We start from the raw sequence: 24,377 nt of genomic DNA, 5'->3' as shown, positions 1-24,377 counted from the left end.
GGAAGGCGAACATACCGTTACCGAACACAATTAATTCAACTTGCGCGGAAATAGGCGGAATCAGCGCAGGAAACGCCTGAAACGGCGAAGCGCGAAAACGAAAAGCGCGGAGCCGATGGCCAGCAGCGCCAGCAATTGCGGCCAGACCACATCCAGCCCCGCCCCCCTGAAAAGCACCGATTGCGCCAGTATGACGAAATGGGTGTTGGGTGCGAGAAGCATGATGTACTGGATGATATCAGGCATGCTTTCACGCGGCGTCATGGCGCCGGAGAGCACCTGCAACGGCAGCAGGAACAGGATCAGCAGCATGCCGAATTGCGGCATGGAGCCTGCAACGGTCGCAAGGAAGATGCCCATCGACGTCATGGCGAAGAGCTGCAACGCCGTTCCGAGCAGGAAGAGCAAGAGCGAGCCTTCGATTGGAGTGGCGAGCAGGCCCCTGACGACTACGAACAGGGAAAATGCGGAGGCCACCAGCACGACAAGGCCCATGGACCAGACCTTGCTGAGCATGATTTCCAGCGGCGTGACCGGCATGACCAGCAGATGCTCGACCGTGCCATGCTCGCGCTCGCGAATGAGCGCGGCCCCCGTCAGCACGATCGACAGCATGGTGATGGCGGTGATGATGTTGTTGATCGACCCGAACCACGACTTGTCCAGCTCCGGGTTGAAACGGGAGCGTAGCGTCAGGTCCACCGGCACCGACGTCGCACCGCGATAACGGTTGATATATTCCTGAACTTCGCTCGTTACGATGCTCTGCACATAACCGCCGCCGCTGAAAGCCTGGCTCATGCGGGTTGCGTCGATATTGAGCTGGATGGCCGGCTGTTGCCCGGCCATCACCCGGCGCTGGAAATCCGGCGGGATGTTGAGCGCGAAGGTATCGAGGCCCGCATCCATGCGCTTGTCCATTTCCGCAATGGAAATCTGCTTCGGCGGGGAGAAATAGGGCGGATAAAAAGCCGTGCTGATGCGCCCTGAAAGCGGTGACTGATCCTCGTCGACGATGGCGATGGCGGCATTGTTCAGCGTCTCCGGCAGCGCGCTGGAGCCGGTGTAGATCTGCAGCGTGAAGGCGTAGACGATGAGCAGCAGCAACATGCCGTCACGCGCAAGGCCGCGCAGTTCCTTGATGCCGAGCTGGAAGATGTTGGACGAAAACAGCCTCATGACGCCTGTTTCCTCAAAAGTGCGGCGCCGGCAATGAGAAGCAGCGGAATGGCAATGAGAAGCGGCAGGAACGAGCCGGAAAGCCCGGCGAAATCCAGCCCCTTGGAGAAGGTGCCGCGCGAAATGGTCATGAAATAGGTGGCGGGATAGATATTGCCGATAAAGGCGCCCGCCCCATGTAGCGACGAAACGGGATCGATCATTCCCGAATATTGCGTTGCCGGAATGAGCGTCAGCAGGGCCGTGCCGAAGATCGCCGCGATCTGGCTCTTCATGAAGGACGACATGAGAAGGCCGATGGAGGTGGCGATGACGACATAGAGCAGCGCTCCCGTCGCATAGGCGAGATAACTTCCGGTGAAGGGCACCTGGAAGATGAAGATGGCGAAGGCCGTCAGAAGCAGGAAATTGAGCATGCCGAGGGCGACATAAGGAAGCTGCTTGCCGATCAGGAATTCCAGCCGGGTGGTCGGCGTCACGTAAAGATTGACGATGGAGCCGAGTTCCTTTTCCCTGACGACGCTGAGCCCCGCCAGCATGGCGGGAATGAGCATGAGCAGCAGCGGAATGACCGCCGGCACCATGGCGACGAGGCTTTTGACGTCCGGATTGTATCGATAGCGCGTTTCGATGCTGAAAGTGCTTTGCGTCGCCGCGCTGCCGTAAATCTCGGCCGCCTTGCGCGCCAGCCATGTCTGGTGCATGCCCTGCACGTATCCGCGAACGGTCTCCGCCCGCTGCGGCATCGCGCCGTCGATCCAGGCGCCAACCTCCACCGTCTTGCCGCGCAAGACATCGCGGCCGAAACCAGGGGGAATTTCAATGGCAAGGCTCAGTTCCCCGTCACGCATCCGCCGGTCCATATCGGCATAATCGCGGATCGGTTCCTTCTCGATGAAATAACGCGAGCCGGCAATGTCGAGCACATAATCGCGGCTGATGGTGGAATCGTCACGGTCCAGCACCGCGAAGGTCAGGTCCTCGACATCGAGATTGATACCGTATCCGATGACGAACATCAGGATGACGCTGCCGAGTACCGCCAGCGTGCCGCGAATGGGATCCCGCTGCAGTTCCAGCGCCTCGCGGCGGGTATAGCTGAACATGCGCCTGAAATCGAAAAACCTCTTACGATTGGGTGCAGCATGTTGCGTCGCCGGCACCTGCGCTGCCGCGACAGGAGCGGCGGCAGGTGCCACCTTTTTGACGCCTGAAGCATCCTCGAGATAGGCAACAAAAGCCTCTTCGAGCGTTGCCGCATTGCGGCTTTTGGTAATCGCGTCAGGTGTATCGCTGATCAGCACCTTGCCGGCATGCATCAGCGAAATCCGGTCGCAGCGCTCCGCCTCGTTCATGAAATGGGTGGAGATGAAGATGGTGACATCGTCGTTGCGGGAGAGATCGGCAAGGATTTGCCAGAACCCGTCCCGCGCCACCGGATCGACACCTGAGGTCGGTTCATCGAGGATGAGAATATCAGGCGAATGGATCATCGCCACCGCCAGCGACAGCCTCTGCCGGATGCCGAGCGGCAGGTCGTCCGGCAGTGTGTCCATGACCGCACCGAGATCGAAACGCTCGGCCATTTCGGCGATACGCGGCTGAATGGTTTCTTCCGGCAGCTTGAACAGGCGGGCGTGAAGATCGAGGTTCTGCCGCACCGTCAGTTCGGAATAGAGCGAGAATGCCTGGCTCATGTAGCCGACGCGGTGACGGATCGCCATGTCGCTGGCATCCACCCTGTGCCCGAAAAGCTTCGCCTCGCCTTCGCTGGCGGCCAGAAGCCCCGTCAGCATTTTCATGGTGGTGGATTTTCCGCAACCGTTCGAGCCGAGAAAGCCGAAAATCTCGCCACGCGGGATCTTGAAGCTGACATTGTCGACGGCGGTGAAATCGCCGAAACGCATACTGAGATGCGACGCCTCGATGGCATAATCACCCTCACCCGCCACCTTGCGCGGCGCGATATGGACTTCGTGGTAGCCTTCGCGCTTTTCTTCGGGCAGGAGCGCGATAAAGGCGGCGTCGAGATTGGGTGCGGAGGTGCGCTCGAGAAGTTCGGCAGGCGAGCCGGTGGCGAGTATTTCGCCGCCATCCATCGCGACCAGCCAGTCGAAACCGGCGGCCTCTTCCATATAGGCCGTGGCGACGATAACGCTCATGCCCGGACGCCCGGCCCGGATGGAATCGATCAGTTCCCAGAATTGCCGCCGCGACAGCGGATCGACGCCCGTGGTCGGCTCATCAAGAATGAGCAGGTCGGGATCGTGGATCAGCGCGCAGCAGAGCCCCAGCTTCTGCTTCATGCCGCCGGAAAGTTTCATCGCGGGGCGGTCGGCGAAGGGCTCGAGGCCGGTACTTTTCAGCAGCTCGGCAATGCGCGTCTGCCGCTCCCTGCCGCCCTGCCCGAACAGCCGCCCGAAAAAATCGATATTCTCGAAGACGGACAGGGTGGGATAGAGGTTCTTGCCAAGACCCTGCGGCATATAGGCGATACGCGGGCAGGTATCCTCGCGGTGGCGGGGATCGGACATGTCGCCGCCCAGAACCTCCACCCTGCCCTTCTGTATGGCGCGCGCGCCGGAGACGAGCGACAACAGGCTCGATTTGCCCACACCGTCCGGCCCGATAAGCCCGATCATCCGCCCGGCGGGGATCTCGACCGAAATGTCGGCCAGCGCAATGGTGCTTCCGAAGGTCAACCGCACATCGGCCAATCGCGCGACCGGTGCATGCCTGTCATTCGTTGCGGGAGACGCGACCATGGTGGCCACCGTCACTTGACGAGATTGCGTTCGAGGTTTTCCGGCCAGGCGACCTGCGGATCAAACCGGACATAGGCCATGCCGGGCAGCCCGGTTTTGACATATTGGATATATTTCTGCAGCAGCTCCTGCGGGATTTGCGCCCTCACCCGGAATGTCAGCTTCTGGCGTTCCTCTTCGGTCTCGACCGTTTTCGGCGTGAACTGCGCGACATCGGCGACGAAGGAAACCTTGGCAGGGATGGTATATTGCGGCGCCGCGTCCAGTATCAGGCGAACGTCCGAGCCCATGGACGTGCGACCGGCCTCGGCCGTCGGCAGGAAGAACGTCATATAGACATCGCCGAGATCGACCAGGTTCAGAACCCGTCCGCCGGCGGACAGCACCTCTCCGGGCTGGGCGATCCGATATTGCACGCGGCCGTCGCGGGGCGATTTCAGCGTCGCATCGGCGATATCAGTCTCGATGCTTTCAATATCGGCCTGCGCGGCATCCACCGCCGCCTCGGCATCGACGATCTGCGCCTTGGCGGCGTTGATTGCGGCATCTGAGGCGGCAAGCGAGGCCTCAGCGGAAGCGAGCGTGGCGCGGGCGGACTGTTCGGCGGCTTCACTGTCATCGACGATCTGCTGCGAGACGGCGTTGCCGGTCAGCAGCTGTTTCGAGCGTGCATAGGTCTTGGAGGCGGAATCGAGCTGGGCCTTGCGCTGTTCCACCACCGCCAGCGCCGAGGTCTTTTCGGCTTCCCGCTGGGCGACAAGGCTGTGGGCCGTATCGATTGCTATTTTCGCGCGGCGAAACTGTGCTTCCGCCTGACGCTTCCTCGCCTCCAGTTGCGCCGTATCCATCTGGGCAAGCACCTGCCCGGCCTTCACGAAATCGCCTTCACGCACCATGATGTCCTGAAGGCGACCGGCGGTCTTGGTGGAAATGTCGATCTCGACGGCCTCGATCCGGCCGTTGCTGGCCACAAATCCGGCGGGAAGGCCCTCACCCTTCAGCTTTGACCAGGAGAAATAGGCGACACCGGCAATAACCAGAATCACCAGACCAACGAGCAAGCCTTTTTTAGACATCCGTTTTCCCCATGAACCCTTCGAATTTCAACCCTAATACGATGAAACCGAAGAAGCCAGCCACCATTGCGTTTAGTATTCGCACCCGACATTTCTCCTATTTAAGAGGGGATAGATCGGGTTCAGGTGATGTCTAGACGTCAAGGTGTTTTGTAGCCTTGACACAAGTCAAATGCTTTGAGGGTTTCGGACAGACGCCTAAACCGGCGGATGATGGCAGGCCTCAGGGGTTGCAAAGCCCTATGGAAACGGCCTCGTTTGGCAAAGCCGCATCATCCGCACCCCGTCACCCCGAACTTGATCCGGGGTCCAGCGCGATCAAGTGCTTGATCGCGGAAGAGTCTTCTCACGACGCAGTCGCGCGGTGGCTGGATGCCGGATCTAGTCCGGCATGACGGAGGAGAGGGCCTGCACCTTAGTATTTTGTCGCAGCAGCCGCGCCTTACACCGCCCGCGCCCGCTTCACCTCCACCTGCGTCCATTCCGGCAACCAGTCGCGATGGGCCAGCAGCAGATCGTCCACCAGCGACCATATCTGGTCGAGATCCAGTTCCGCCGCCGTGTGCGGGTCCATCATCGCCGCATGGAAGATGTGCTCGCGGTTTTCGCTCATCAGCGCCCGCACCGTCAGTTCCTGCACATTGATGTTGGTGCGCATCAGCGCGGTGAGCTGCGGCGGCAAGTCGCCGATATAGGTGGGCTGCACGCCGTTATGATCGACAAGGCACGGCACTTCCGCCGCGCAATCCGATGGCAGCGAAGTGATGCAGCCATTGTTGCGCTGGTTGCCGTAAATAACCGAAGGTTCGCCGGTCCAGACCGAGTTGATGATCGAAGAGGCATATTCCTTTGACTGCTTGACCTCGATCTTCTCGGCTGAGCGATAGGCCGCCGCCTGCCCCTTCCAGCGTTCGATCTGCTCGATGCAGCGCTTCGGATATTCATCAAGCGGGATGCCGAATTTCTCGATCAAATCCTCGCGCCCTCCCTTGATGAAATAGGGCGTATATTCGGCGAAATGCTCGGAACTTTCGGTGACGAAATAACCAAGCCGCGTCAGCATCTCGTAACGCACCTTGTTGGGGCAACGCGGGTTCCAGCCAGGCTTTGGCGCACGGCCTTCGCGGTAGCCGCGCACGAGGTCGGGATAAAGGTTCTTGTAGCTGCCATCCGGCTGGCGGTGTTCGAACTCCAGGAAGAACGCCATGTGGTTGATGCCGGCCGAACGGTAACGAATTTCCTCGTAAGGAATATCGAGATCGTGGGCGAGTTCCATGGCTGTACCCTGCACGGAATGGCAAAGGCCGACCTGCCGGATCGTCGGATATTTCTCCGCAATCGCCCAGGTGTTGATCGCCATGGGGTTCACATATTGCAGCATGATGGCGTTGGGGCAGACGGCCAGCATGTCCTCGCAAATCTTCCAGAGGTGCGGCACAGTGCGAAGGCCGCGCATGATGCCGCCGACGCCGAGCGTATCGGCGATGGTCTGGCGCAGACCGTATTTGCGCGGCACCTCGAAATCGGTGACCGTGCAGGGCTCATAACCGCCGATCTGGAAGGCTACGACAACGAAATCCGCACCGGCAAGCGCCTTTTTCTGGTCCGTGTAGGTCTCGGCCTTCGCCTTTGCGCCAAGCGTCGAAATCAGCTTGTTGACGACGATGGCGCTTTCTTCCAGCCTCTCGCGGTTGATATCCATCAGTGCGATGGTGGCGCCCGAAAGGGCCGGACGCTGCAGCACGTCGCCAATGATGTTCTTCATGAACACCGTGGAGCCTGCGCCGATGAATGTGATCTTGGGATCTCTTGCCATGTCTACCTCCAGCATTGGGAATTCAAGCGATTTCGAAGGCGGCCCGTACAAGCCGCTGAGTATATTCGGTTTTCGGATTGGTCAGCACATCCTCGACAGGCCCTTGCTCGACGATCTGCCCGCGCTGCATGACGATGACGCGGTGGCAGAGCGCGCGGACAACTTTCAGGTCGTGCGAGATGAACAGGTAGCTCAGGCCCCGCTCATCCTGCAGCTTGCGCAGGAGATCGATGATCTGCGCCTGCACGGAAAGATCGAGCGCCGAGGTCGGCTCATCGAGCAGAATGAACTCCGGCTCCAGCGCCACGGCACGGGCAATGGCGATGCGCTGGCGCTGACCGCCGGAGAATTCATGCGGGAAACGTGAGAGGATATTGCCGGGCATGCCCGCCGCCTCGAGCGCGTCGCGCACCCGGTCCAGCCTTTCGGCCTTGGTTTTCCCAAGGCCATTGATGATGAGGCCTTCCTCGATGATCTGGCCGATGGTCATGCGCGGATTGAGCGAGGCGAAAGGGTCCTGAAAGACGATCTGCATACGCGAACGCAAAGGCCGCATTTCAGCGCGGGAGCGGCCATCGACCCTCTCCCCGTCAAAGACCACCTCCCCGGCCACCGGTTCGTTCAGCCGCAGCAGGGATTGGCCGAAGGTCGTCTTGCCGGAACCGGATTCACCGACGAGCCCCAGCGTCTCGTGCCGATTGAGGGTAAGCCCCAGGCTATCGACGGCGATCAGCTCCTTCAGCTCCGGTTTGAACAGGCCGCCGTAACGCATCATGAAAGAGACCCGTACGCCATTCGCCGTCAGCAGCACGCCGGAATTTTCCGGCAGCGGCTTTGCCGTGCCATGCGGTTCGGAGGCAAGCAGCTTTTTCGTATAGGGGTGCTGCGGCGCTTCGAAGAGCTTTTCCGTGGTGTTATGCTCGCGCATCTCGCCATGCTGCATGACATAGACGTAGTCGGAAAACTGCTTCACGATCGTCAGGTCATGGGTGATGAGAACCACGGCCATGCCGCGCTTCTTTTGCAGGTCGCGGATGAGGTTGAGGATTTGCGCCTGCACCGTCACATCAAGCGCGGTGGTAGGCTCATCGGCAATCAGAACATCCGGATCGTTGGAAAGCGCCATGGCAATCATCACACGCTGCCGCTGGCCGCCGGACAGCTGGTGCGGATATTGCTTCAGCCGCGCTTCCGGCTCCGGTATCTGCACCTGCCGCAGAAGATCGAGCGCCCTCGCCTCGGCCTCTTTCCGGCTGAGTTTCGAATGAACGCGGATCGCCTCGACGATCTGGCTGCCGATCGTATAGATCGGGTTCAGCGAACTCATCGGCTCCTGAAAGATCATCGAGATTCGGTTGCCGCGCAGCGCCCGCCGCTGACGGCTAGAAAACTTCAGAATGTCGTCGCCGTTGAAACGCACGGTCGCGGATTTCGAAACGGACGCCCGCTTCGTCAAAAGCCCCATGATGGTGCGGGCCGTGACGGATTTTCCCGAACCGGATTCGCCGACGATGGCAATCGTCTCGCCGCGATAAAGCTGGAAGGAAATGTCCTTCACCGCCTCCACCGTGCCGTGCTCCACTTTGAAGGTCACGGCAATGTTGCGGGCATCGATGATGGCGGCGTCGTTTCGGTCATCGGCATCGAAGCGGATGGCGGGCGCGTAAGTGTTGTTCTGTGCAGTAGCAACCATATTACGCTCCTCTCAATAGGGATCGACGGCGTCGCGCAGGCCATCGCCGAGCGCGTTGAAGGCGAAGACTGTGACCAGCACGAAACCGACCGGCGCGAGAATCCAGGGATAGGAACCGATGACGGAATAGGTCGCCGTATCCTGCAGCATCAGCCCCCAGGAGATGAGCGGCGGCTTCACCGCAAAGCCGAGGAAACCGAGGAAGGATTCGAGCAGCACGACGCTTGGAATATGCAGCGTCACGGCGACGATCACATGGCTCATCACATTCGGCAGGATGTGCTGGAAAATGATGCGCCGGTCCGTGGCCCCGACGGCAATCGCCGCCCGCACATAATCGATGCGCGCCAGCGCCAGCGTCTTGCCGCGCACTTCGCGCGACATCTGCGCCCAGCCAAGCGCCGACATGACACCGACCACGAAGACAAGGAAAACGGTAGTGGGTGCGGTTACCGGGATGAGTGAGGTCAGCGCAAGGTAAAGCGGCAATTGCGGGAAAGCGAGCACCACTTCGACAAAGCGCTGCACCCAGGCATCCAGCGGCCCGCCGAAATAGCCTGATATCAGACCGACACTGGTGCCGATGACGGTGACGATGGCGACGACGCTCAAGGCGATGGCAAGCGAGATGCGCGAGCCATAAATGGCGCGCGACAGCACGTCGCGTCCAAACTTGTCGGTGCCGAGAAAATGCACCGGCTGGCCGTCGGTCGAACCGAAGAAGTGACGGCTCGTAGGGATAAGGCCCAGCAGTCTGTATTCCGCACCTTTGACGAAGAAGCCGAGATGGACGGGATTGTCGTAATCCGGCCCGACGATGGGTTGGAAGGTGACAGGATCAAGCTCTTCCGTTTCAGCGATGGCATAGACGCGCGGTGCAAGGCTGAAATTGCCGTCCTTGTCGGTGAAACGAACCACCTGTGGCGGCGAGAAGCTGCCATGGGTTTCGAGCGGGTTCATCGGCGCGAAGAAATCTGCAAAGATGGCGATCAGGATCAACAGCGCCACCAGCACCAGCCCGACCATGCCTGTGAAGGAGCGTCTGAGACGCCGCCAGACCAGTGCGAGATAGGTCTCGTTACCATGGGCGGAACGGTCGGGTTTTGCGGGGGTGGCGGTTTCGGTTTTCATCTCGTCAAACGCCATCATCTCAGGCCCTCCCGAATTCGCGAACGCGCGGGTCGAGCATGGCGAGCAGCATATCGGCGATGATGTTGCCGACGATCAGCGTGGCGGCCAGCACCATCATGAAGGTTGCGGTGACATAGACATCGCCCACCGCCATGGAGCCGACGATGGCGGGACCGACAGTCGGCAACGCGAAGATGATCGCGGTTTCGATCTCGCCGCTCAGCATGTAGGGCAACACCACGCCCTGATACATGACGAGCGGATGCACGGCGTTCGGAACCGCATGGCGCATGATGACCGCACCCTCCGAAAGCCCCTTGGCGCGCGCCGTCTCGACATATTGTGCATTCAGCGTATCGAGCAGATTGCCGCGCATCACCCGCATATTATAGGCGAGCCCACCGAAGACGGCGATGGCGACCACCGGCCAGACATGGCTGACGAGATCGACGAATTTGCCCCATGACCACGGCGCACCGCCATATTGCGGCGAAAAGAAGCTGCCGATCTCCGACACGTCGAAATGAAACACCATAAGGTAGACGAGGATCAGCGCCATCAGGAAACGCGGGATCGTCATGCCGAGGAAGGCGATGGTGGAGAGCAGGTTGTCGACCCAGGAATATTGCCGTGTAGCCGCCCAGATGCCGAAGGCGATGCCGAGAACGGACGCGAGGATGTGGCAGACCAGCGCCAGCGCAATGGTGCGCGGCAGGCGTTCGCCAACCACATCGGCGACCGGCTTGTTGTAATAGAAGCTATAGCCGAAATCGCCGCGGGTGACGATGCCGCCGATCCAGTTGAAATATTGAATGACGAGCGGCTTATCGAGCCCGTGCTCGATGCGATAAGCCTGAGCCTGCGCTTCCGCCTGTTCGAAGGACGCGCCGCCCTGGTTCATCAGCTGCGAGCGGATGTAGTCGGCATAATCGCCGGGCGGTGCCTGAATGATGGCGAAGGTTACCACGCTCAGGATCAACAATACCGGAATGGCGGATGCAACGCGTATCGTCAGAAATCTCAGCATCGAACGGTCTTCCTCGGTTTGGATGGGCCGTGTGTCTCCGGCCGCGCTTCACGCGCGACCGGTACCGGGTTTTCTCCGGGAGGAGTTCTAGTTAATCGGCCCGCCCTCGCCCGGCTTGCCGGGAAGCTGCTGCGGGAAGAGTTCGTATTTGCCCTGCTTGTCGGCCGCGACCCAAAGGCGTTCGCGGATGATGGAGTCTTCAGCCCAGTTGAACATGAAGATCGGCGTGCCCTGCGGCACATTCGAGAACCGCTTGTTGACGATCAGCGCGCCGGGATATTCGGTGAGGCCGATCGTATAGAGGTTCTGCGTATAGACCTTCTGATACTGCTTCATCAGTTCGGCCCGCTCTGCATTGTCCTGCGAGGAGATGAACTTGCGCACGAGATCGGCCATCTCCTTCTCGAACGGCATCAGATCGAGTTCCTTGCCTTCAGGCGAGCGATGGTTCCAGCTGGTGCGCGGGCCGACAGGGGCAAGCTGCTCGGTATTCTGCACCACGGATGAAAGCTCGGTGGAGTTGCGGCGCACCAGCCAGTCGAACTGCCCGCCATAATGGGCCGCATCGCGCTGGTTGGAATCGAGGCTGTTGATGACGACGCGAAGGCCGAGTTTCGCCATCTGGCCAACAAGACCTTCCGCAAGGCTCTTGTCCGTCGCGTAACCGTTATTGACGAGAAGGGTAATCTCGACATTACGGCCACCCAGCGTTTCCTTCGGGAAATTCAGGAAACCATCGCCATCCGTGTCCTTCAGGCCTATCGAGGCGAGTGCGGCCTTGGCGGCCTCGAGGTTGAAGGGGTAATAGACCGTGGAGGCGCGATCATAGAAGCTGGTGCCCGATGAAATGCCGCCCGGATAGATCGCCGTGAACGGCCCCTTCACCAGCGAGTCGCCGACTGCCTTGCGGTCGATGGCGGATGTGACGGCCTGACGGAACACCTCGTTGCGGTTCAGTTCACGAATGGCCTGCCCACGCTCATCCGGATTGCCCCAGCCATTGGCGGAAAAATTCATCTGCAGATTATAGCCGATAAGCCGCGGCCCAAAGGCAAGACGGGCCGGCGCATTGGGGTCGGCGGCGCGTTTCAGCGAGGCGACGAAATTCTCCGGCTGTTCGAGGTTGGAGAAATCGCCCGATCCCGCCACGGCCTGCACATCACGGTCGGCCCAGGTGGAAAGCTTGTAATGGACCTCGTTGAGATAAGGCAGCTGCTGGCCCTTCTCATCCACCTTCCAGTAATAGGGATTGCGTCGCAGCACGATGATGTCATCAGGCCGATAAGCGACCGGCACCCATGCCCCCATGACCGGCATGTTCATATATTCCGGCGGAAACGCGTTCTTGAACTGGTTATAGGTATTCTTGGAATATTTCGGATGCTGCGGTTTCAGGATATGCGACGGCCCGGGGCAGAAGCTCGGATAGGCCATGGTATAGAGATATTGCTTGGGAAAAGCTGCCTTGAAGGTCCATTCGACGGTGTAATCATCGATCTTTTTAAGGGTCGTTCCCTCACCGAAAGCCTCGGGCGATGCGCCGCCGCCAAGCGGTGAAACATTGGGATCGACGACCGCGTCTTCCCAGTAGAACATCACGTCATCGGCGTTGAAGGGCTCGCCGTCCGACCACTTGGCGCCCTTGACGAGATGCATGGTCAGCTTGTGGCCATCCTCGGACCATTCCCAGCTTTTGGCCAGATTGGGCAGCGGTTCGGTGTCCTTGGCATCCACCTGGAAGAGCGGTGCGGTGCGCGTCAGGCATTCGGAAAGGGCGATATCGATGCCGCCCCAGCCCTGGCTCTGGCCGGCAATATAGTTCCAGCCCTCGGGCCTGCCGCCGACCACATGGCGCATCGTATCGCCGTAAACGCCCATACCGTCGGGCATATTGCCGGTCTTGTAGACCAGCGGTTCTTCCGGCAGGCGCTCTTTCAAGGGCGGCAGCTTGCCGGTCTTTTCGAATTTCTCGCTAACCCAGTCAGGCTCGCTGTAGCTCGGCAGCGCCTTGAATTCGAGGATCGAGTCGCGCGCCACGTAATTGATCTTGCCTTCGGCCGGAAATTGTGGCGGCTCCGGCGGCGTGATGGTCTCGAAGGCATTCGCATTGAGTGCGATCATCGAAACACCGAGACCCAGTGCCGAGATGATACCGATCCTGCGTTGAAGTAACATCGTCATTCCTCCCAAATGGCAGCTCTGCGACCGCCCACCCTCTGTGATCGTTCTGGCCGTGGCGGCGAACTCCCTTCCGCCGCCCGGCCTGTTCCCATGCCTTTTCCTTCAAACAGCCTTTTTCAGCGCCGATTTTTCGGCCCGCAATTCTTCGATGGAACGCACATTGCGGCGTGCGGCACCGGCCCAGTCGCGGGTCTTGACGCTGGATTTCGCAAGCCGCTCCTTCGCCGCCGGCACGGCATGGGCATATTGCGGCAGCCAGCGCGCCTGTGCGACAACCATCTCATCCACCATCTGCCAGACCTCCTCCGGTGTGGCGACGGCGCCGACCAGCGGATCGTGCAGCACGGCAAGCTTCAAAAGATCGATATCGCCTCTCACCGCCGCATGCACGGACATGCGCTGCACGTTGATGGAGGCCATGCAGGTGGCCGCACAGGCTTCCGGCAGGGTTACGCCTGAGACCATGTTGATGCCGAAACGGTCGACGAAACCGGGGGATTCGATGATGGCATCTGCTGGCAGATTGCTGATGACGCCATTGTTCTTGACGTTGAAATGGCCGCGATAGACACGCCCCGTCTCAAGTGCCTCCAGAATATGGCTTGCATGTTCATTGGAGCGCTTGGCCGGATCGATGGGCTTTGCGGCCGAGGCGAGGAACTGCGGAAACTCGGTTTCGAACCAGTTGCGCGTCTCGGTGGAATGGCGCAGGTAACCGCCGGTTTCGCCGTGAATCCAGTCGGACATGTCGATCCAGCGGGCGATTTCCTCCGGCCGCTTGCGATACCACGGCAGATATTCGGAGAGGTGCCCGTTGCTTTCGGTCGAATAGACACCGAACCGCTTCAGCACGTCGATGCGCAGCTTCTCCTGCTGCGAGAAGACCGGATGCGCCTCGAAGGCGGCGACCAGCTCGTCCTTGCCAATCTTGCGACCGTTGAGCCTCAGATCGATGAACCATGTCTGGTGGTTGATACCGGAGCAGATGTAATCCAGCTCGGACACACTTTTCGCCCCGAGAATTTCGGCAATCTGTTCCGCGCCGTGCTGAACGCCGTGGCAGAGACCGACCGTATCCACCTTGCCATATTCGATGGCCGCCCAGGTGTTCATCGCCATAGGGTTGGCATAGTTCAGGAATTTCGCACCCGGTGCGGCGACCTCGCGGATATCCTTGCAGAAATCCAGAATGACGGGAATGTTGCGCTGACCGTAGAGAATGCCGCCGGCGCAGATCGTATCGCCCACGCACTGGTCGATGCCGTATTTCAGCGGAATGCGGATATCGTCCGCATAGGCTTCCAGCCCGCCGACCCGTACGCAGCTGATGATATATTTGGCGCCCTCCAGCGCCCGCCTGCGGTCGGTATCGGCCGTCACCTTGACGGGGAAACCATTGGCCTCAACGATCTTTTCAAGGATCGCCCTGATCATATCCAGATTGTGCTGGCTGATATCCGTCAGCGCGACTTCGATATCGCGAAACTCCGGCACACACAGGAGATCGGTGAACAGCTTTTTCGTGAAACCGACGCTGCCTGCGCCAATAATAGCGATTTTGAAACTCATAACGCCACCTCTGTTGCAAATCGAACGGGTGAAACGGGCCGCAGGATCGTAAAATGGTGTTGCAGAAAAATACCCGTAAGAATCCCGGAAAACCGGCCTTACTCCCAATTTTTCAGCAGCAATATCCCGCTGGCTGTCTCCTCGGATCGGGATTATGCGTATAATATCCGCGAGGACCAGAGAAGGATTATGCTTTCATGGGTAATTTTGTGCTGCAGGATTTGATCGATCAGGGACCCGGCATGCGAACAGTTTCGCTGCCGCGCGGCCGCCAGACGCTGCACACCATGCCGACCAGCAGCGGTTATGAAATCCGCCGCAGTGGCAATTACGACTGGGACGGGCGCAAACGCGGCCAGACGCCTTTTACCGTGCTGCAATATTGCATCGCCGGACAGGGCAACCTGCGTTACGAGAACCGCCACTATGTGGTGAGGCCGGGCGAAACCCTGCTGCTGCTCATACCGCACAATCACCGCTACTGGCTGGAAGAAGGCAAGGAGTGGGAATTCTTCTGGATTTCCATGAATGGCGAGGAAGCTCTGCGCATTCACCGCAATATCCTCTCCGTCACCGGCCCGATCCTCAAGCTCCAGCCCGAGACCGTGGATCATCTTGCCGAATGCTGCTCGCGCCTCGTCAATGGCGCGGAAACGCCAGGCGCCGCCTCCGCCGTCGCTTATCAGGCGGCGATGACGCTTTATGACGATGTCTTCGGTTCTCATCCTTCTTTCGGCGGCGAATATCGTACCATGCAACAGGTGCTGAGCTACATCGACAGCCATCTCGGCGAACGGCTTTCGGTCAGCGACCTTGCGGCGGTGGCAGGCCTCAGCCGCGCGCATTTTTCCCGAATCTTCGCGGCAAGCGAAGGCCTTTCGCCAGCGGAATTCGTGCTGCAGCGACGCCTGCGTCGGGCGGCGAAGCTTCTCACCTCGGCGGCCAACCTTCCCATCAAGGAGGTGTCGGTGCTGTGCGGTTTCGAGGATCCGAACTATTTCTCCAAGGTCTTTCGCAGGCTCTACGGCACCAATCCGAGCGAATTTCGCACCACCGGCATGTATGCGAGCGTGCGGCAGAGCTGAACGACAAAACGACTTCGTTTTGACATGTTTCAGGCGATTAAGGATGGGCGTTACGCCCTTTTTGGAGACCCGCCGAGGTGAAGAGCATAATCCGGACGATCCTCGTCTTTCCGCTTCGGGCGATCATCGTTTTCGCCCTCATCCTCGACGGCATTTTCCGCCCGCTCTACCGGCCCGTCATCAGGGCCATATCCGGGCTGACATTCATCAAGCGACTGGAAAGCCGGATCGCGCGATTGCCGCGTCTTGCCATTCTCCTTTGCCTTGCGGTGCCCTTCGCCATCGCCGAACCCATGAAGATCATCGGTCTCGTCCTCATTGCCCATGGCGCCGTCAAAGCGGGGCTGGTTCTGACGGTCCTTGCCCATCTCGCGACATTCCTGATCGTCGAGCGCATTTATCACGCCGGCCGGGAAAAGCTCCTCACCTATCCCTGGCTCGCATGGATCATGCGCTATGTGCGTTTCGCGCGTTCATTCTACCATCGCTTCAAACTTGCGGCACTGAACTGGGTCAGGCTCCGGCTTCTCGCGTCGCTGCGATGAAAAGCAGGTCGCTTCCATTGGCGACGAACCTAAAAATGGGGCGCGATCCGCCCTGCCCGCTTCATTCCCCGCGCGGATACCGCTGGTTTTCCTCCAGCACGTTGAGGTCCATGTGGTTGCGCATATAGCGCTCGGAGGCCTTCTGCAAAGGCTGGTAGTCCCAAGGGTAATAAGCGCCGTTGCGCAACGCCTTGTAGACCACCCAGCGCCGCGCCTGGCTTTCCCGCACCGCCGCGTCGAAAACCGGGAGCTGCCAGCGCCGGTCGATTTCAGCGGAAAGCGATGAAAGAACGGCGCTGAAAGCAGGATCGCCGGCGAGGTTCATCCGCTCCTCAGGGTCCGCCTCGATATCATAGAGCAACGGCGGATCGCCCTCGCAGACCGACAGCTTGTAGCGGCCGTCGCGAAGGGCGACGAGCGGTGCTATCGAGCCTTCGGCGGCATATTCCATCGGCACCGGGCCGCGCTCGCCAGTTCCCGCCGCCAGCGCCGCCAGATCTTCACCATCCGTCCAGCGTTTGAGCGAGGTGATATCGAGCCCCGCCAGACCGCAGAGCGTCGGCGTCACATCGAGCGTTGAGACCGGCGTGTCGATCAGGGCCGGCTGCCAGCCCGGCGCGGCCACCATCAAGGGCACGCGGGCGGAACCTTCGAAGAAACACATCTTGAACCACAGCCCGCGCTCGCCCAGCATGTCGCCATGGTCGGACAGGAAGAGGATGATCGTGTCCTCCTCCATCCGCGTCGCCTTCAGCACGTCGAGAATTTCGCCGATCTTTTCGTCAATATAGGAGATATTGGCAAAATAACCGCGCCGTGCCCGGCGTATCTGCTCCGGTGAAATATCGAAAGCTTCGTGATCGCAGGCTTCCAGCAACCGTTTCGAATGCGGATCCTGCTCGTCGAAGGCAATCGCCGATGTCTGCGGATCAAGCTCGGGGCAGTCTTCGTAGAGGTCCCAGAATTTGCGCCGCGCCACATAGGGGTCGTGCGGGTGGGTGAAGCTGACCGTCAGGCACCACGGCCGGTCGTCTAAACGACGCGACAGATCGTAGAGCTTGCGGGTGGCGTGGTAGGCCACCTCGTCGTCATATTCCATCTGGTTGGTGATTTCGGCGACGCCTGCGCCGGTGACCGAACCGAGATTGTGATACCACCAGTCGATGCGCTCGCCCGGCCTGGTATAGTCGGGTGTCCAGCCGAAATCGGCGGGATAAATATCCGTCGTCAGGCGCTCCTCGAAGCCATGCAGCTGGTCCGGGCCGACGAAATGCATCTTTCCCGAAAGGCCGGTGTAATAACCCGCCGCCCGCAGGTGGTGCGCATAGGTCGGGATATCAGAAGCGAATTCGGCGGCATTATCGTAAACCCGCGTGCGGCTCGGCAATTGCCCGGACATGAAAGAGGCGCGGGCCGGTGCGCAGAGCGGGCTTGCCGTATAGGTGTTGGCGAAGCGGACAGACCGCTCCGCCAAGGCTTTCAGATGGGGTGCGTGCAGAAAATCGGCCGGACCATCGGGAAAAAACGTCCCGTTGAACTGGTCGGCCATCAGGATCAGGATATTGGGACGCGGCATTTCCACTTTCCGGCTTAGAGACCAAGCTTGCCTTTGACGGCGTCCGCACCCGGCTTGCCATCCAGCGTGGTAACGCCCTGCAGCCAGCCGTCCAGCGCTTTCGGATTGGCCTTCAGCCATGCAGCTGCCGCCGCCTTCGAATCCTCACCACCGAGAATGGAGCCCATAAGGCTGTTTTCCATGCCGATATCGAATTTCAGGTTCTTGAACAGCGTTGCCGCATTGGGGCATTGCTGCGGCCAGCCGGTGCGGGCAAGGGTATAGACTTCCGCGCCGCCGAAATTCGGACCGAAATAGGCGTCACCGCCGGAGAGATAGGCAATATCGATCTTCTCATTCATCGGATGCGGCGCCCAGGCGAGGAAGACCACGGCCCTCTTGTCCCTGCCCGCCCGCTCCACCTGCGCCAGCATGGCCTGTTCGCCGGATTCGACGAGCTGCCAGCCTTTCAGGCCGAAATCATTGGCGTCGATGATCTTCTGGATATTCTGGTTGGCCGGTGCACCGGGCTCGATGCCGTAAATCTTGCTTTCGAATTCATCGGCATGTTTGGCGAGATCGGCGAAATCCTTGACGCCCTTTTCCGCCATATAGGCCGGGACCGCCAGCGTGAATTTAGCCCCTTCGAGGTTCTTCGTCATCACCTCGGCCGCCTTGGCGGCGTTCAGATCGTCCACGAAGGATTTCTGCGCCGGCATCCAGTTGCCAAGGAAAACGTCGATTTCGCCATTCTTCATCGCCTGATAACCGATCGGCACCGACAGCGTCTTGACGTCGGCTTCATAACCCAAGGCATCGAGCAGCACGGAGGCAACGCCATTGGTGGCGGTGATGTCGGTCCAGCCCGGATCGCTGAGACGGATCGTCTTGCAGGCCGTGTCATCGGCCGCCTGAAGCGGGGTGGAGAAGGCCGCCACGGACAGAAAAAGACCGGCGGCGATGCGATGCAGATGAGAAACGGTTTTCATTGCGGCTCCCCTTTTATCAATCCAGTTTATTGAACACCACGTTGCTTTTGCCTGTGAAGCGGGTATTTTTCGATAGTTGATATAAGGAATTTTAATGTCAGACAGGCCGCTCGATCTGGGATGGATGCGCATTTTCACCGAGGTTGCCCGCCGCGGCAGCCTGACGGCGGCGGCTGCATCCCTGCGGCTGACGCAGCCGGCCGTCAGTTATCAGATTCGCCGGCTGGAGGAGGAACTGGGGGTAACCCTCATCCGCCGTAAACATCGCGGTATCGAACTGACGACGGAGGGCCAGCGGCTGTTCGAGATTGTCTCGCGCAATGTCGACGCCATCGACCTTCTGGCGCAGCAGCTGCGCCGGACGGAGGAGCGCCAGACCATCCGCCTGCACACGGACTATGCCTTCTCCTCCTTATGGCTCATCCCGCGCATGCATGGTTTTCGCGCGCTCAATCCTGACATCAATATCCAGATCGTCGCAACGCAGGACCCGCTGGGCCAGGGCAAACACGATAGCGACGTGATGATTATTTTCGGCACGCGGCAGGAGGCGGGCGACGGGGCGGTATTGCTGCTTTCGGAAAAGGTCACGCCGGTCTGCTCGCCTGCCCTGCTGGCCGAGACACCGGCACCCGCAACCGTTGCGGATTTTTCACGGCGGAAACTCATCCACCTCGAAAACACCTCGCAGGCGCACTGGTTCGACTGGCCTTCCTATTTCAAGCATTTTGGCGTCCAGAGAACGGCCGAGCATGATGGCGGCGACATCAGCTTCAACAATTACACCATGGTGGTGCAGGCAACCATCGGCGAACAGGGTTTCGCGCTCGGCTGGGCGGGACTGGTCGATCCGTTGCTTGAGGCCGGCGTGCTGGTGACGGCAGGCCCAAGCCTTGACGCACCGGGACGCGGCTACTGGCTGATGCGGCCGAAAAGCAGCGACAGCGCGGTGAGGAAACTCACCGGCTGGCTGATCGACGAGCGGCGATGACGCCGCCCGCCACCCTGTACCGTTTCCTGTTCAGATCGGAAAATGCAGCGGCCCGTCCTGCAGCGTGACCCAGCGTAGCTCGGTGAATTCCGCAATGCCCGCCGTACCGCCGAAGCGGCCGTAACCGGAAGCCTTGACCCCGCCGAAGGGCATCTGCGCCTCATCGTGAACGGTGGGGCCGTTGATGTGGCAAATGCCGCTTTCGATGCGGGCGGCAATGGCAAGCGCCCGTGCCTGATCCCTGCCGAAAATCGCGGCGGAAAGACCGAACTCGGTTTCGTTTGCGATGCTCACCGCCTCATCGATGCTGCCGGCCCTGATGATGGAGACGACAGGACCGAAACTTTCCTCCGCATAGAGCCGCATGGCGGGAGTGACGCCATCGACGGCAATCGCATCGAGCATCGTGCCGTTGCCGCCGCCACCGGCAACCTGCCGAGCGCCCTTGGAGACAGCGTCATCCACCAACGACCGAATGCGGGATGTCGCCTCCGCACTGACCAGCGAGCCGAGCGGTGTTTTGCCTTCACGCGGATCGCCAGCAGTAAGGCTCGAAGCTTTCTTGGCGAAGGCCTCCACAAATGCATCGGCGACGCTGTCGAGCACGATGATGCGCTCCGTCGACATGCAGATCTGGCCCTGGTTCATATAAGCGCCGAAAGCGGCAGCCGCGACAGCCGCATCGATATCGGCGTCATCAAGCACGATGAACGGCGCCTTGCCGCCAAGCTCCAGCAAAGCGGGTTTCAGATAACGGCCGGCCGTTTCGGCAATCACCCGGCCAACGCGGGTCGAGCCGGTGAAATTCACGCGTCTGACGGCGGGGTGTGCGATAAGCGTATCGACGATCTTTGCCGCATCTTCGGGCGCATTGGAGACGGCGTTGAGCACGCCCTTGGGCAGACCCGCCGAAGCGACGGCTTCAATGATCAGCGCATGGGTGCGCGGGCACAGTTCCGAGGTCTTCATGACAACCGTATTGCCGCAGGCGAGCGGCGTGGCGATGGAGCGCACGCCGAGAATGACCGGCGCGTTCCACGGCGCGATGGACAGCACGACACCGGCGGGCTGGCGCAGCGCCATCGCCATGGTTCCGGGACGGTTGGAAGGGATGACCTCTCCCTTGATCTGGGTCGTCAGGCTTGCCGCCTCTACCAGCATGTCGCTTGCCAGTTTGACGTTGAAACCGGCCCAGGCATCGGTTGCGCCGATTTCTTCCTTCATCGCCTGGGTAATGTCAGGCCCGGCGGCGAGAAGCGCCTGTGCGGCAGCCAGAAGCAGGCGGCGGCGTTCACCGGGCGGCGTTGCCGACCAGACCGGGAAAGCGGCCGCCGCGGCATCGGCTGCCCGGGTGGCGTCCTCCACCGTTGCCGCCGCAGCACTCGTCGCCACATCGCCGGTGATGGGGTTGCTGCGTTCGAAACGCTTGCCGCTTGTGGCCGGGCAATGGTCGCCGCCGATGAAAAGATTGACTGTCTGCATGGTCTTCCTCCTGAATTCAGACAATGGCGGCGGTGGTGCCGCCAAGAAACGCCCGTTGCACGGCGGGATCGGCGGACAGGGCCTCAGCCGTGCCTGCCCCGACAATCCGCCCTGCTTCCAGCAAATATCCGCGATCGGCAAGTGCGAGGCTTTCGCGCACATTCTGCTCCACAAGCAGAATGGAAAGACCGCTCTTCTTGATCTCCGCCAAAGCGGCAAAAAGCTCCTGCGTGACGATGGGCGCAAGGCCAAGGCTCGGCTCGTCCAGCAACAGATAATCCGGGGCCGACATCAGCGCCCGCCCAATGGCGACCATCTGCTGTTCGCCGCCGGACATGGTGCCGGCCAGCTGCTGCCGACGCTCGGCAAGGCGGGGAAACAGCGAAAAAATGTGCTCTCGTGTCGCCTTTTCCGCTGAGCGGGCATGGCGGGGGTTGGCCCCGAGACGGAGATTGTCCTCCACCGTCAGCGCCGCGAAAATTCCGCGTCCCTCCGGCACCAGCGCCACGCCCCGCTCCACAATCTGATGCACGGGGACAGCGGCAAGAGACGCGCCATTGACGCGCACGTCGCCCGAGGCCGACGCCACCATGCCGCCGACCGCTTTCAGCAGCGACGACTTGCCAGCACCATTGGCGCCGAGCAACACCACCGTTTCGCCCTTGGCGACATTGAGCGATATGCAGTCAACCGCGAGATGTTTGCCATAGCGAATTGTCAGTGCATCTATTTCAAGCATGTGGCGCTCCTAGATAGGCGGAAATGACCTGCGGATCGTCAAGCATCGCTGCCGTCGGCCCGTCAGCGATCTTGCGACCGGCGGCCATGACCACGGAGCGCGGGCAGAGTGCGCGCACAGCAGCCATGATATGTTCCACCAGCAGGATCGTCGTTCCCTCGGACGCCAGCCGCCGGATCAGCGCTATCCCTTCCTGCAGCTCCGTGGGGTTGAGACCCGCAAGCCATTCATCGAGAAGCAGAAGCTTCGGTTCGCCCGCCAGCGCACGCGCCAGTTCAAGGCGTTTCTGGTCGATATAGGTTAGATCGCCGGCCGGCATGGTTTCCCGCCCGGCAAGGCCTATTCTTTCGAGGCAGGCGCGCGCGACCTTCTCCGCCTCGGGGCGTGAAAGCCGCTGCGGGCCGAACATGGCCGATACGGCAACGTTTTCGAGCAGGGGAAGCGAAGGCAAAAGCCGCACAAGCTGGAAGGTGCGCGCCACGCCGGCGCGCGCAATCACATCCGGCCGCCTGCCCGCAATCTCCTGCCCTTTGAGCCGGATCGATCCTTCAGTGGGCTTCAGCGCCCCGGAGATCAGGTTCATCAGCGTCGTCTTGCCGGAACCGTTCGGGCCGAGCAGCCCGACGACCTCGCCGGCCTCGATGGTGAGGCCAAGGCCATCCACCGCCTTCAGCCCGCCGAAGGTCTTGCGGATATCGGTGATTTCGAGAACGGCGCTCATGCGGCTTTCTCCTTTTTGCGCAATTTCTCCAGCGCCGCCAGCACGCCATCCGGCAGCACGAAGACAATGAGGATGAAGAGAGCGCCGAGGATGATGGAAAAATGGTTGGGGAAGTTCGCGCCCAGCCACTCGAACAGCAGGAACAGCGGCACCGCACCGAGAATGGGTCCCCAGCGGCGTGTGGCTCCGCCAAGCAACGCCATGATGACGGTGAGGAACGATACCTGCGGATTAAAGACGATGGCCGGCTCGATATAGACCCAGCGCGGGGCTTGAATGGCGCCGACAAGCGTGATGATCGTGGCCGACAGCACGAAGAGCGTCAGCTTGGTGCGGGCGAGATTAATGCCCGCATGGGCGGCCACGACCTCGTCGTCACCGATTGCCTTCAATGCCAGTCCGAGCTTGCTGCGGTCGATGAGGATTGCCAGCAGGAGGGTGATGACAGCCAGCGCCAGCAATTGCCAGAGTACGTGTTGCGGCTCCAGCGGCAGGAAGATGTAACGCCCGAGCGTGCCGGTCACATTCACCTCATACCAGGTGATGAGCTGGCGGATGAGTTCGGCAAGGCCAAAGGAAAAGATCACGAAATAAATGCCGGCGACGCGCAGCGTGGAAAGCCCGACAACAAGCGCCAGCGCCGCGCCGACAAGGGCCGCGCACAGAAGCACCAGCGGCCAGGGCAAAACCTCGCTCAGCACCGCAACCGTATAGGCCCCGACACCGAAGAAGGCGACGGTGGCGAGCGAAATATAGCGCGTCGGGCCGGAGAACATCGCCCAGGCGGAGGCAAGCGTCGCATAACCGAGAAGGCCGATGATGACGCCGATGCCATAGGCATCGAAGAAGAAAGGGGAAAGCGCCAGCAGCGCGGCTGCGGCAAGGCCGATGAGAAGCGGGATCATTTGCCCCTCCTTGCGAAGATGCCTTCCGGACGCCAGAGCAGCACCACGAGAAAGAGCAGATAGGTGGCGGCAAGCGTGAGGCCGGGATCGACATAAACAAGCACAAAAGTTTCCACGAGGCCGAGCAGCAGGCCGGCCACCAGCGCGCCAAGCAGATTGCCGACACCGCCCATGATGACGACGACAAGCGCCTTCATGGTGAAAACCACGCCATAGGAGGCGGAAAAGGTCTGGTACATCGAGATCATCACTCCGCCAGCCACGGCGAGTGCGCCGCCAAGCGCAAAGCCGATCGAAGCCACACGGTTCACATCAATGCCGACCAGCGGCGCAGATTTGGGCGCAAGCGCCACCGCCCGCAGGTTAAGGCCCCAGCGGCTGTGGGTGAGCGCCAGATAAAGCCCGCCGCCGATTGCGACCGACAGGCCGAAGGACAGGAGCCGATTCAGCGCCACCGTCGTGCCGAAGATGTCGACGCCATCGGATAGATAGGAATAGGAATGGTAGTTGCCGCCGAACGCCACGAGCATAATGCCCTGGATAACGAAGAGCAGCCCGAAGGTCGCCAGAATGGAATCGACTTCCAGACGGCCGGAGCCGCCCGAACGGCGCACCAGCGGCCGCATCATGACCCGGTAGATGACGAAAGACAGGGCGTAACCGAGCGGCACGATGATGAAGAGCGACCAGAGCGGCGACAGGCCATAGCCGGAAAACAGCACGAAGGTGATGAAGGCAGCCGCAATCAGCACCTCGCCATAGGCAAGGTTCATGATGCGGGCAATGCCATATTGCAGCGAAAGTCCAAGCGCGATCAGCGCATAGGTCCCTCCCAGCATCAAGCCGAAGATGAGGGTGGATAAGAACAAGGGAATATCTCCAGTAAGGAAGATGGCCGAAGCCTTCCGGCCGGGGTTCACGGCCCCGG

General features: G+C 60.6%; 19 protein-coding genes. 3 read left to right on the top strand and 16 right to left on the bottom strand.

Features of this window, described 5'->3' with window-relative positions:
• Window positions 1–60: 60 nt before the first annotated feature.
• The 9 genes from ACQZ40_RS08200 to melA (ACQZ40_RS08160) form a co-directional block, all read right to left on the bottom strand.
• A complete protein-coding gene (locus ACQZ40_RS08200; RefSeq protein WP_448747745.1) occupies window positions 61–1,179 on the bottom strand; it encodes an ABC transporter permease in 1,119 nt (372 codons plus the stop codon).
• Entirely contained in the window at window positions 1,176–3,944 is a 2,769-nt protein-coding gene (gene rbbA, locus ACQZ40_RS08195; RefSeq protein ID WP_448747744.1) for a ribosome-associated ATPase/putative transporter RbbA, read from the bottom strand. Before rbbA ends, ACQZ40_RS08200 begins: the two co-directional genes overlap by 4 nt.
• 11 nt (window positions 3,945–3,955) lie before the next feature.
• On the bottom strand, window positions 3,956–5,020 hold the full coding sequence (locus ACQZ40_RS08190) for an HlyD family secretion protein (RefSeq protein WP_448747743.1): 1,065 nt from the start codon (window positions 5,018–5,020) through the stop codon (window positions 3,956–3,958).
• A 442-nt stretch (window positions 5,021–5,462) separates the two neighbouring features.
• Window positions 5,463–6,836 carry an alpha-galactosidase gene (gene melA, locus ACQZ40_RS08185; protein ID WP_448747742.1) on the bottom strand — a complete coding sequence of 458 codons (1,374 nt, stop codon included), beginning with the start codon at window positions 6,834–6,836 and terminating at the stop codon, window positions 5,463–5,465.
• A 22-nt stretch (window positions 6,837–6,858) separates the two neighbouring features.
• Window positions 6,859–8,529 (bottom strand): ABC transporter ATP-binding protein, encoded by a 1,671-nt coding sequence (locus ACQZ40_RS08180; protein WP_448747741.1) that lies wholly within the window; start codon window positions 8,527–8,529, stop codon window positions 6,859–6,861.
• Window positions 8,530–8,541: 12 nt separating this feature from the next.
• The gene (locus ACQZ40_RS08175; RefSeq protein WP_174000715.1) at window positions 8,542–9,678 is read right to left on the bottom strand and encodes an ABC transporter permease; all 1,137 of its coding nucleotides are present in this window, start codon (window positions 9,676–9,678) and stop codon (window positions 8,542–8,544) included.
• Window position 9,679: 1 nt separating this feature from the next.
• Window positions 9,680–10,687, bottom strand: coding sequence for an ABC transporter permease (locus ACQZ40_RS08170; protein ID WP_078053910.1), 1,008 nt, complete (start codon window positions 10,685–10,687; stop codon window positions 9,680–9,682).
• An 87-nt stretch (window positions 10,688–10,774) separates the two neighbouring features.
• A complete protein-coding gene (locus ACQZ40_RS08165) occupies window positions 10,775–12,862 on the bottom strand; it encodes an ABC transporter substrate-binding protein (RefSeq protein WP_448747740.1) in 2,088 nt (695 codons plus the stop codon).
• Window positions 12,863–12,970: 108 nt separating this feature from the next.
• A complete protein-coding gene (gene melA, locus ACQZ40_RS08160) occupies window positions 12,971–14,437 on the bottom strand; it encodes an alpha-glucosidase/alpha-galactosidase (protein ID WP_374997515.1) in 1,467 nt (488 codons plus the stop codon).
• Between the two features lie 197 nt (window positions 14,438–14,634).
• On the opposite strand from melA (ACQZ40_RS08160), the gene ACQZ40_RS08155 reads away from it, so the two are divergent.
• Both ACQZ40_RS08155 and ACQZ40_RS08150 read left to right on the top strand, forming a co-directional pair.
• Window positions 14,635–15,522 carry an AraC family ligand binding domain-containing protein gene (locus ACQZ40_RS08155; protein ID WP_448747739.1) on the top strand — a complete coding sequence of 296 codons (888 nt, stop codon included), beginning with the start codon at window positions 14,635–14,637 and terminating at the stop codon, window positions 15,520–15,522.
• Between the two features lie 77 nt (window positions 15,523–15,599).
• The gene (locus ACQZ40_RS08150) at window positions 15,600–16,067 is read left to right on the top strand and encodes a hypothetical protein (protein ID WP_448747738.1); all 468 of its coding nucleotides are present in this window, start codon (window positions 15,600–15,602) and stop codon (window positions 16,065–16,067) included.
• A 61-nt stretch (window positions 16,068–16,128) separates the two neighbouring features.
• Here ACQZ40_RS08150 and betC read toward each other — a convergent pair whose 3' ends face one another.
• Both betC and choX read right to left on the bottom strand, forming a co-directional pair.
• On the bottom strand, window positions 16,129–17,643 hold the full coding sequence (betC, locus tag ACQZ40_RS08145; protein ID WP_448747737.1) for a choline-sulfatase: 1,515 nt from the start codon (window positions 17,641–17,643) through the stop codon (window positions 16,129–16,131).
• Window positions 17,644–17,657: 14 nt separating this feature from the next.
• Window positions 17,658–18,611, bottom strand: coding sequence for a choline ABC transporter substrate-binding protein (gene choX / locus ACQZ40_RS08140; RefSeq protein ID WP_448747736.1), 954 nt, complete (start codon window positions 18,609–18,611; stop codon window positions 17,658–17,660).
• A gap of 94 nt (window positions 18,612–18,705) precedes the next feature.
• Here choX and ACQZ40_RS08135 point away from each other — a divergent pair, with 94 nt between their 5' ends.
• Window positions 18,706–19,602, top strand: a complete 897-nt coding sequence (locus ACQZ40_RS08135; RefSeq protein ID WP_448747735.1) for a choline sulfate utilization transcriptional regulator — start codon at window positions 18,706–18,708, stop codon at window positions 19,600–19,602.
• Window positions 19,603–19,632: 30 nt separating this feature from the next.
• Here the strand turns inward: ACQZ40_RS08135 and ACQZ40_RS08130 are convergent, their stop codons facing one another.
• The 5 genes from ACQZ40_RS08130 to ACQZ40_RS08110 are packed head-to-tail and all read right to left on the bottom strand — an operon-like array spanning window position 19,633 to window position 24,318.
• Entirely contained in the window at window positions 19,633–21,084 is a 1,452-nt protein-coding gene (locus ACQZ40_RS08130; protein ID WP_125146199.1) for an aldehyde dehydrogenase, read from the bottom strand.
• Between the two features lie 16 nt (window positions 21,085–21,100).
• A complete protein-coding gene (locus ACQZ40_RS08125; protein ID WP_448747734.1) occupies window positions 21,101–21,823 on the bottom strand; it encodes an ABC transporter ATP-binding protein in 723 nt (240 codons plus the stop codon).
• Entirely contained in the window at window positions 21,816–22,544 is a 729-nt protein-coding gene (locus tag ACQZ40_RS08120) for an ABC transporter ATP-binding protein (RefSeq protein ID WP_448747733.1), read from the bottom strand. The genes ACQZ40_RS08125 and ACQZ40_RS08120 overlap by 8 nt, the downstream gene beginning before the upstream one ends.
• Window positions 22,541–23,449 (bottom strand): branched-chain amino acid ABC transporter permease, encoded by a 909-nt coding sequence (locus ACQZ40_RS08115; protein WP_174037863.1) that lies wholly within the window; start codon window positions 23,447–23,449, stop codon window positions 22,541–22,543. Before ACQZ40_RS08115 ends, ACQZ40_RS08120 begins: the two co-directional genes overlap by 4 nt.
• Complete coding sequence (locus ACQZ40_RS08110; RefSeq protein ID WP_220317852.1) at window positions 23,446–24,318, bottom strand: branched-chain amino acid ABC transporter permease; 873 nt, start codon at window positions 24,316–24,318, stop codon at window positions 23,446–23,448. The genes ACQZ40_RS08115 and ACQZ40_RS08110 overlap by 4 nt, the downstream gene beginning before the upstream one ends.
• Window positions 24,319–24,377: the final 59 nt, after the last annotated feature.

The sequence above is a fragment of the Agrobacterium sp. 16-172Ci genome (genome assembly GCF_053522725.1).
Note: the sequence above shows the minus strand (reverse complement) of the source record. Positions and strands in the feature narration are given on the sequence as shown.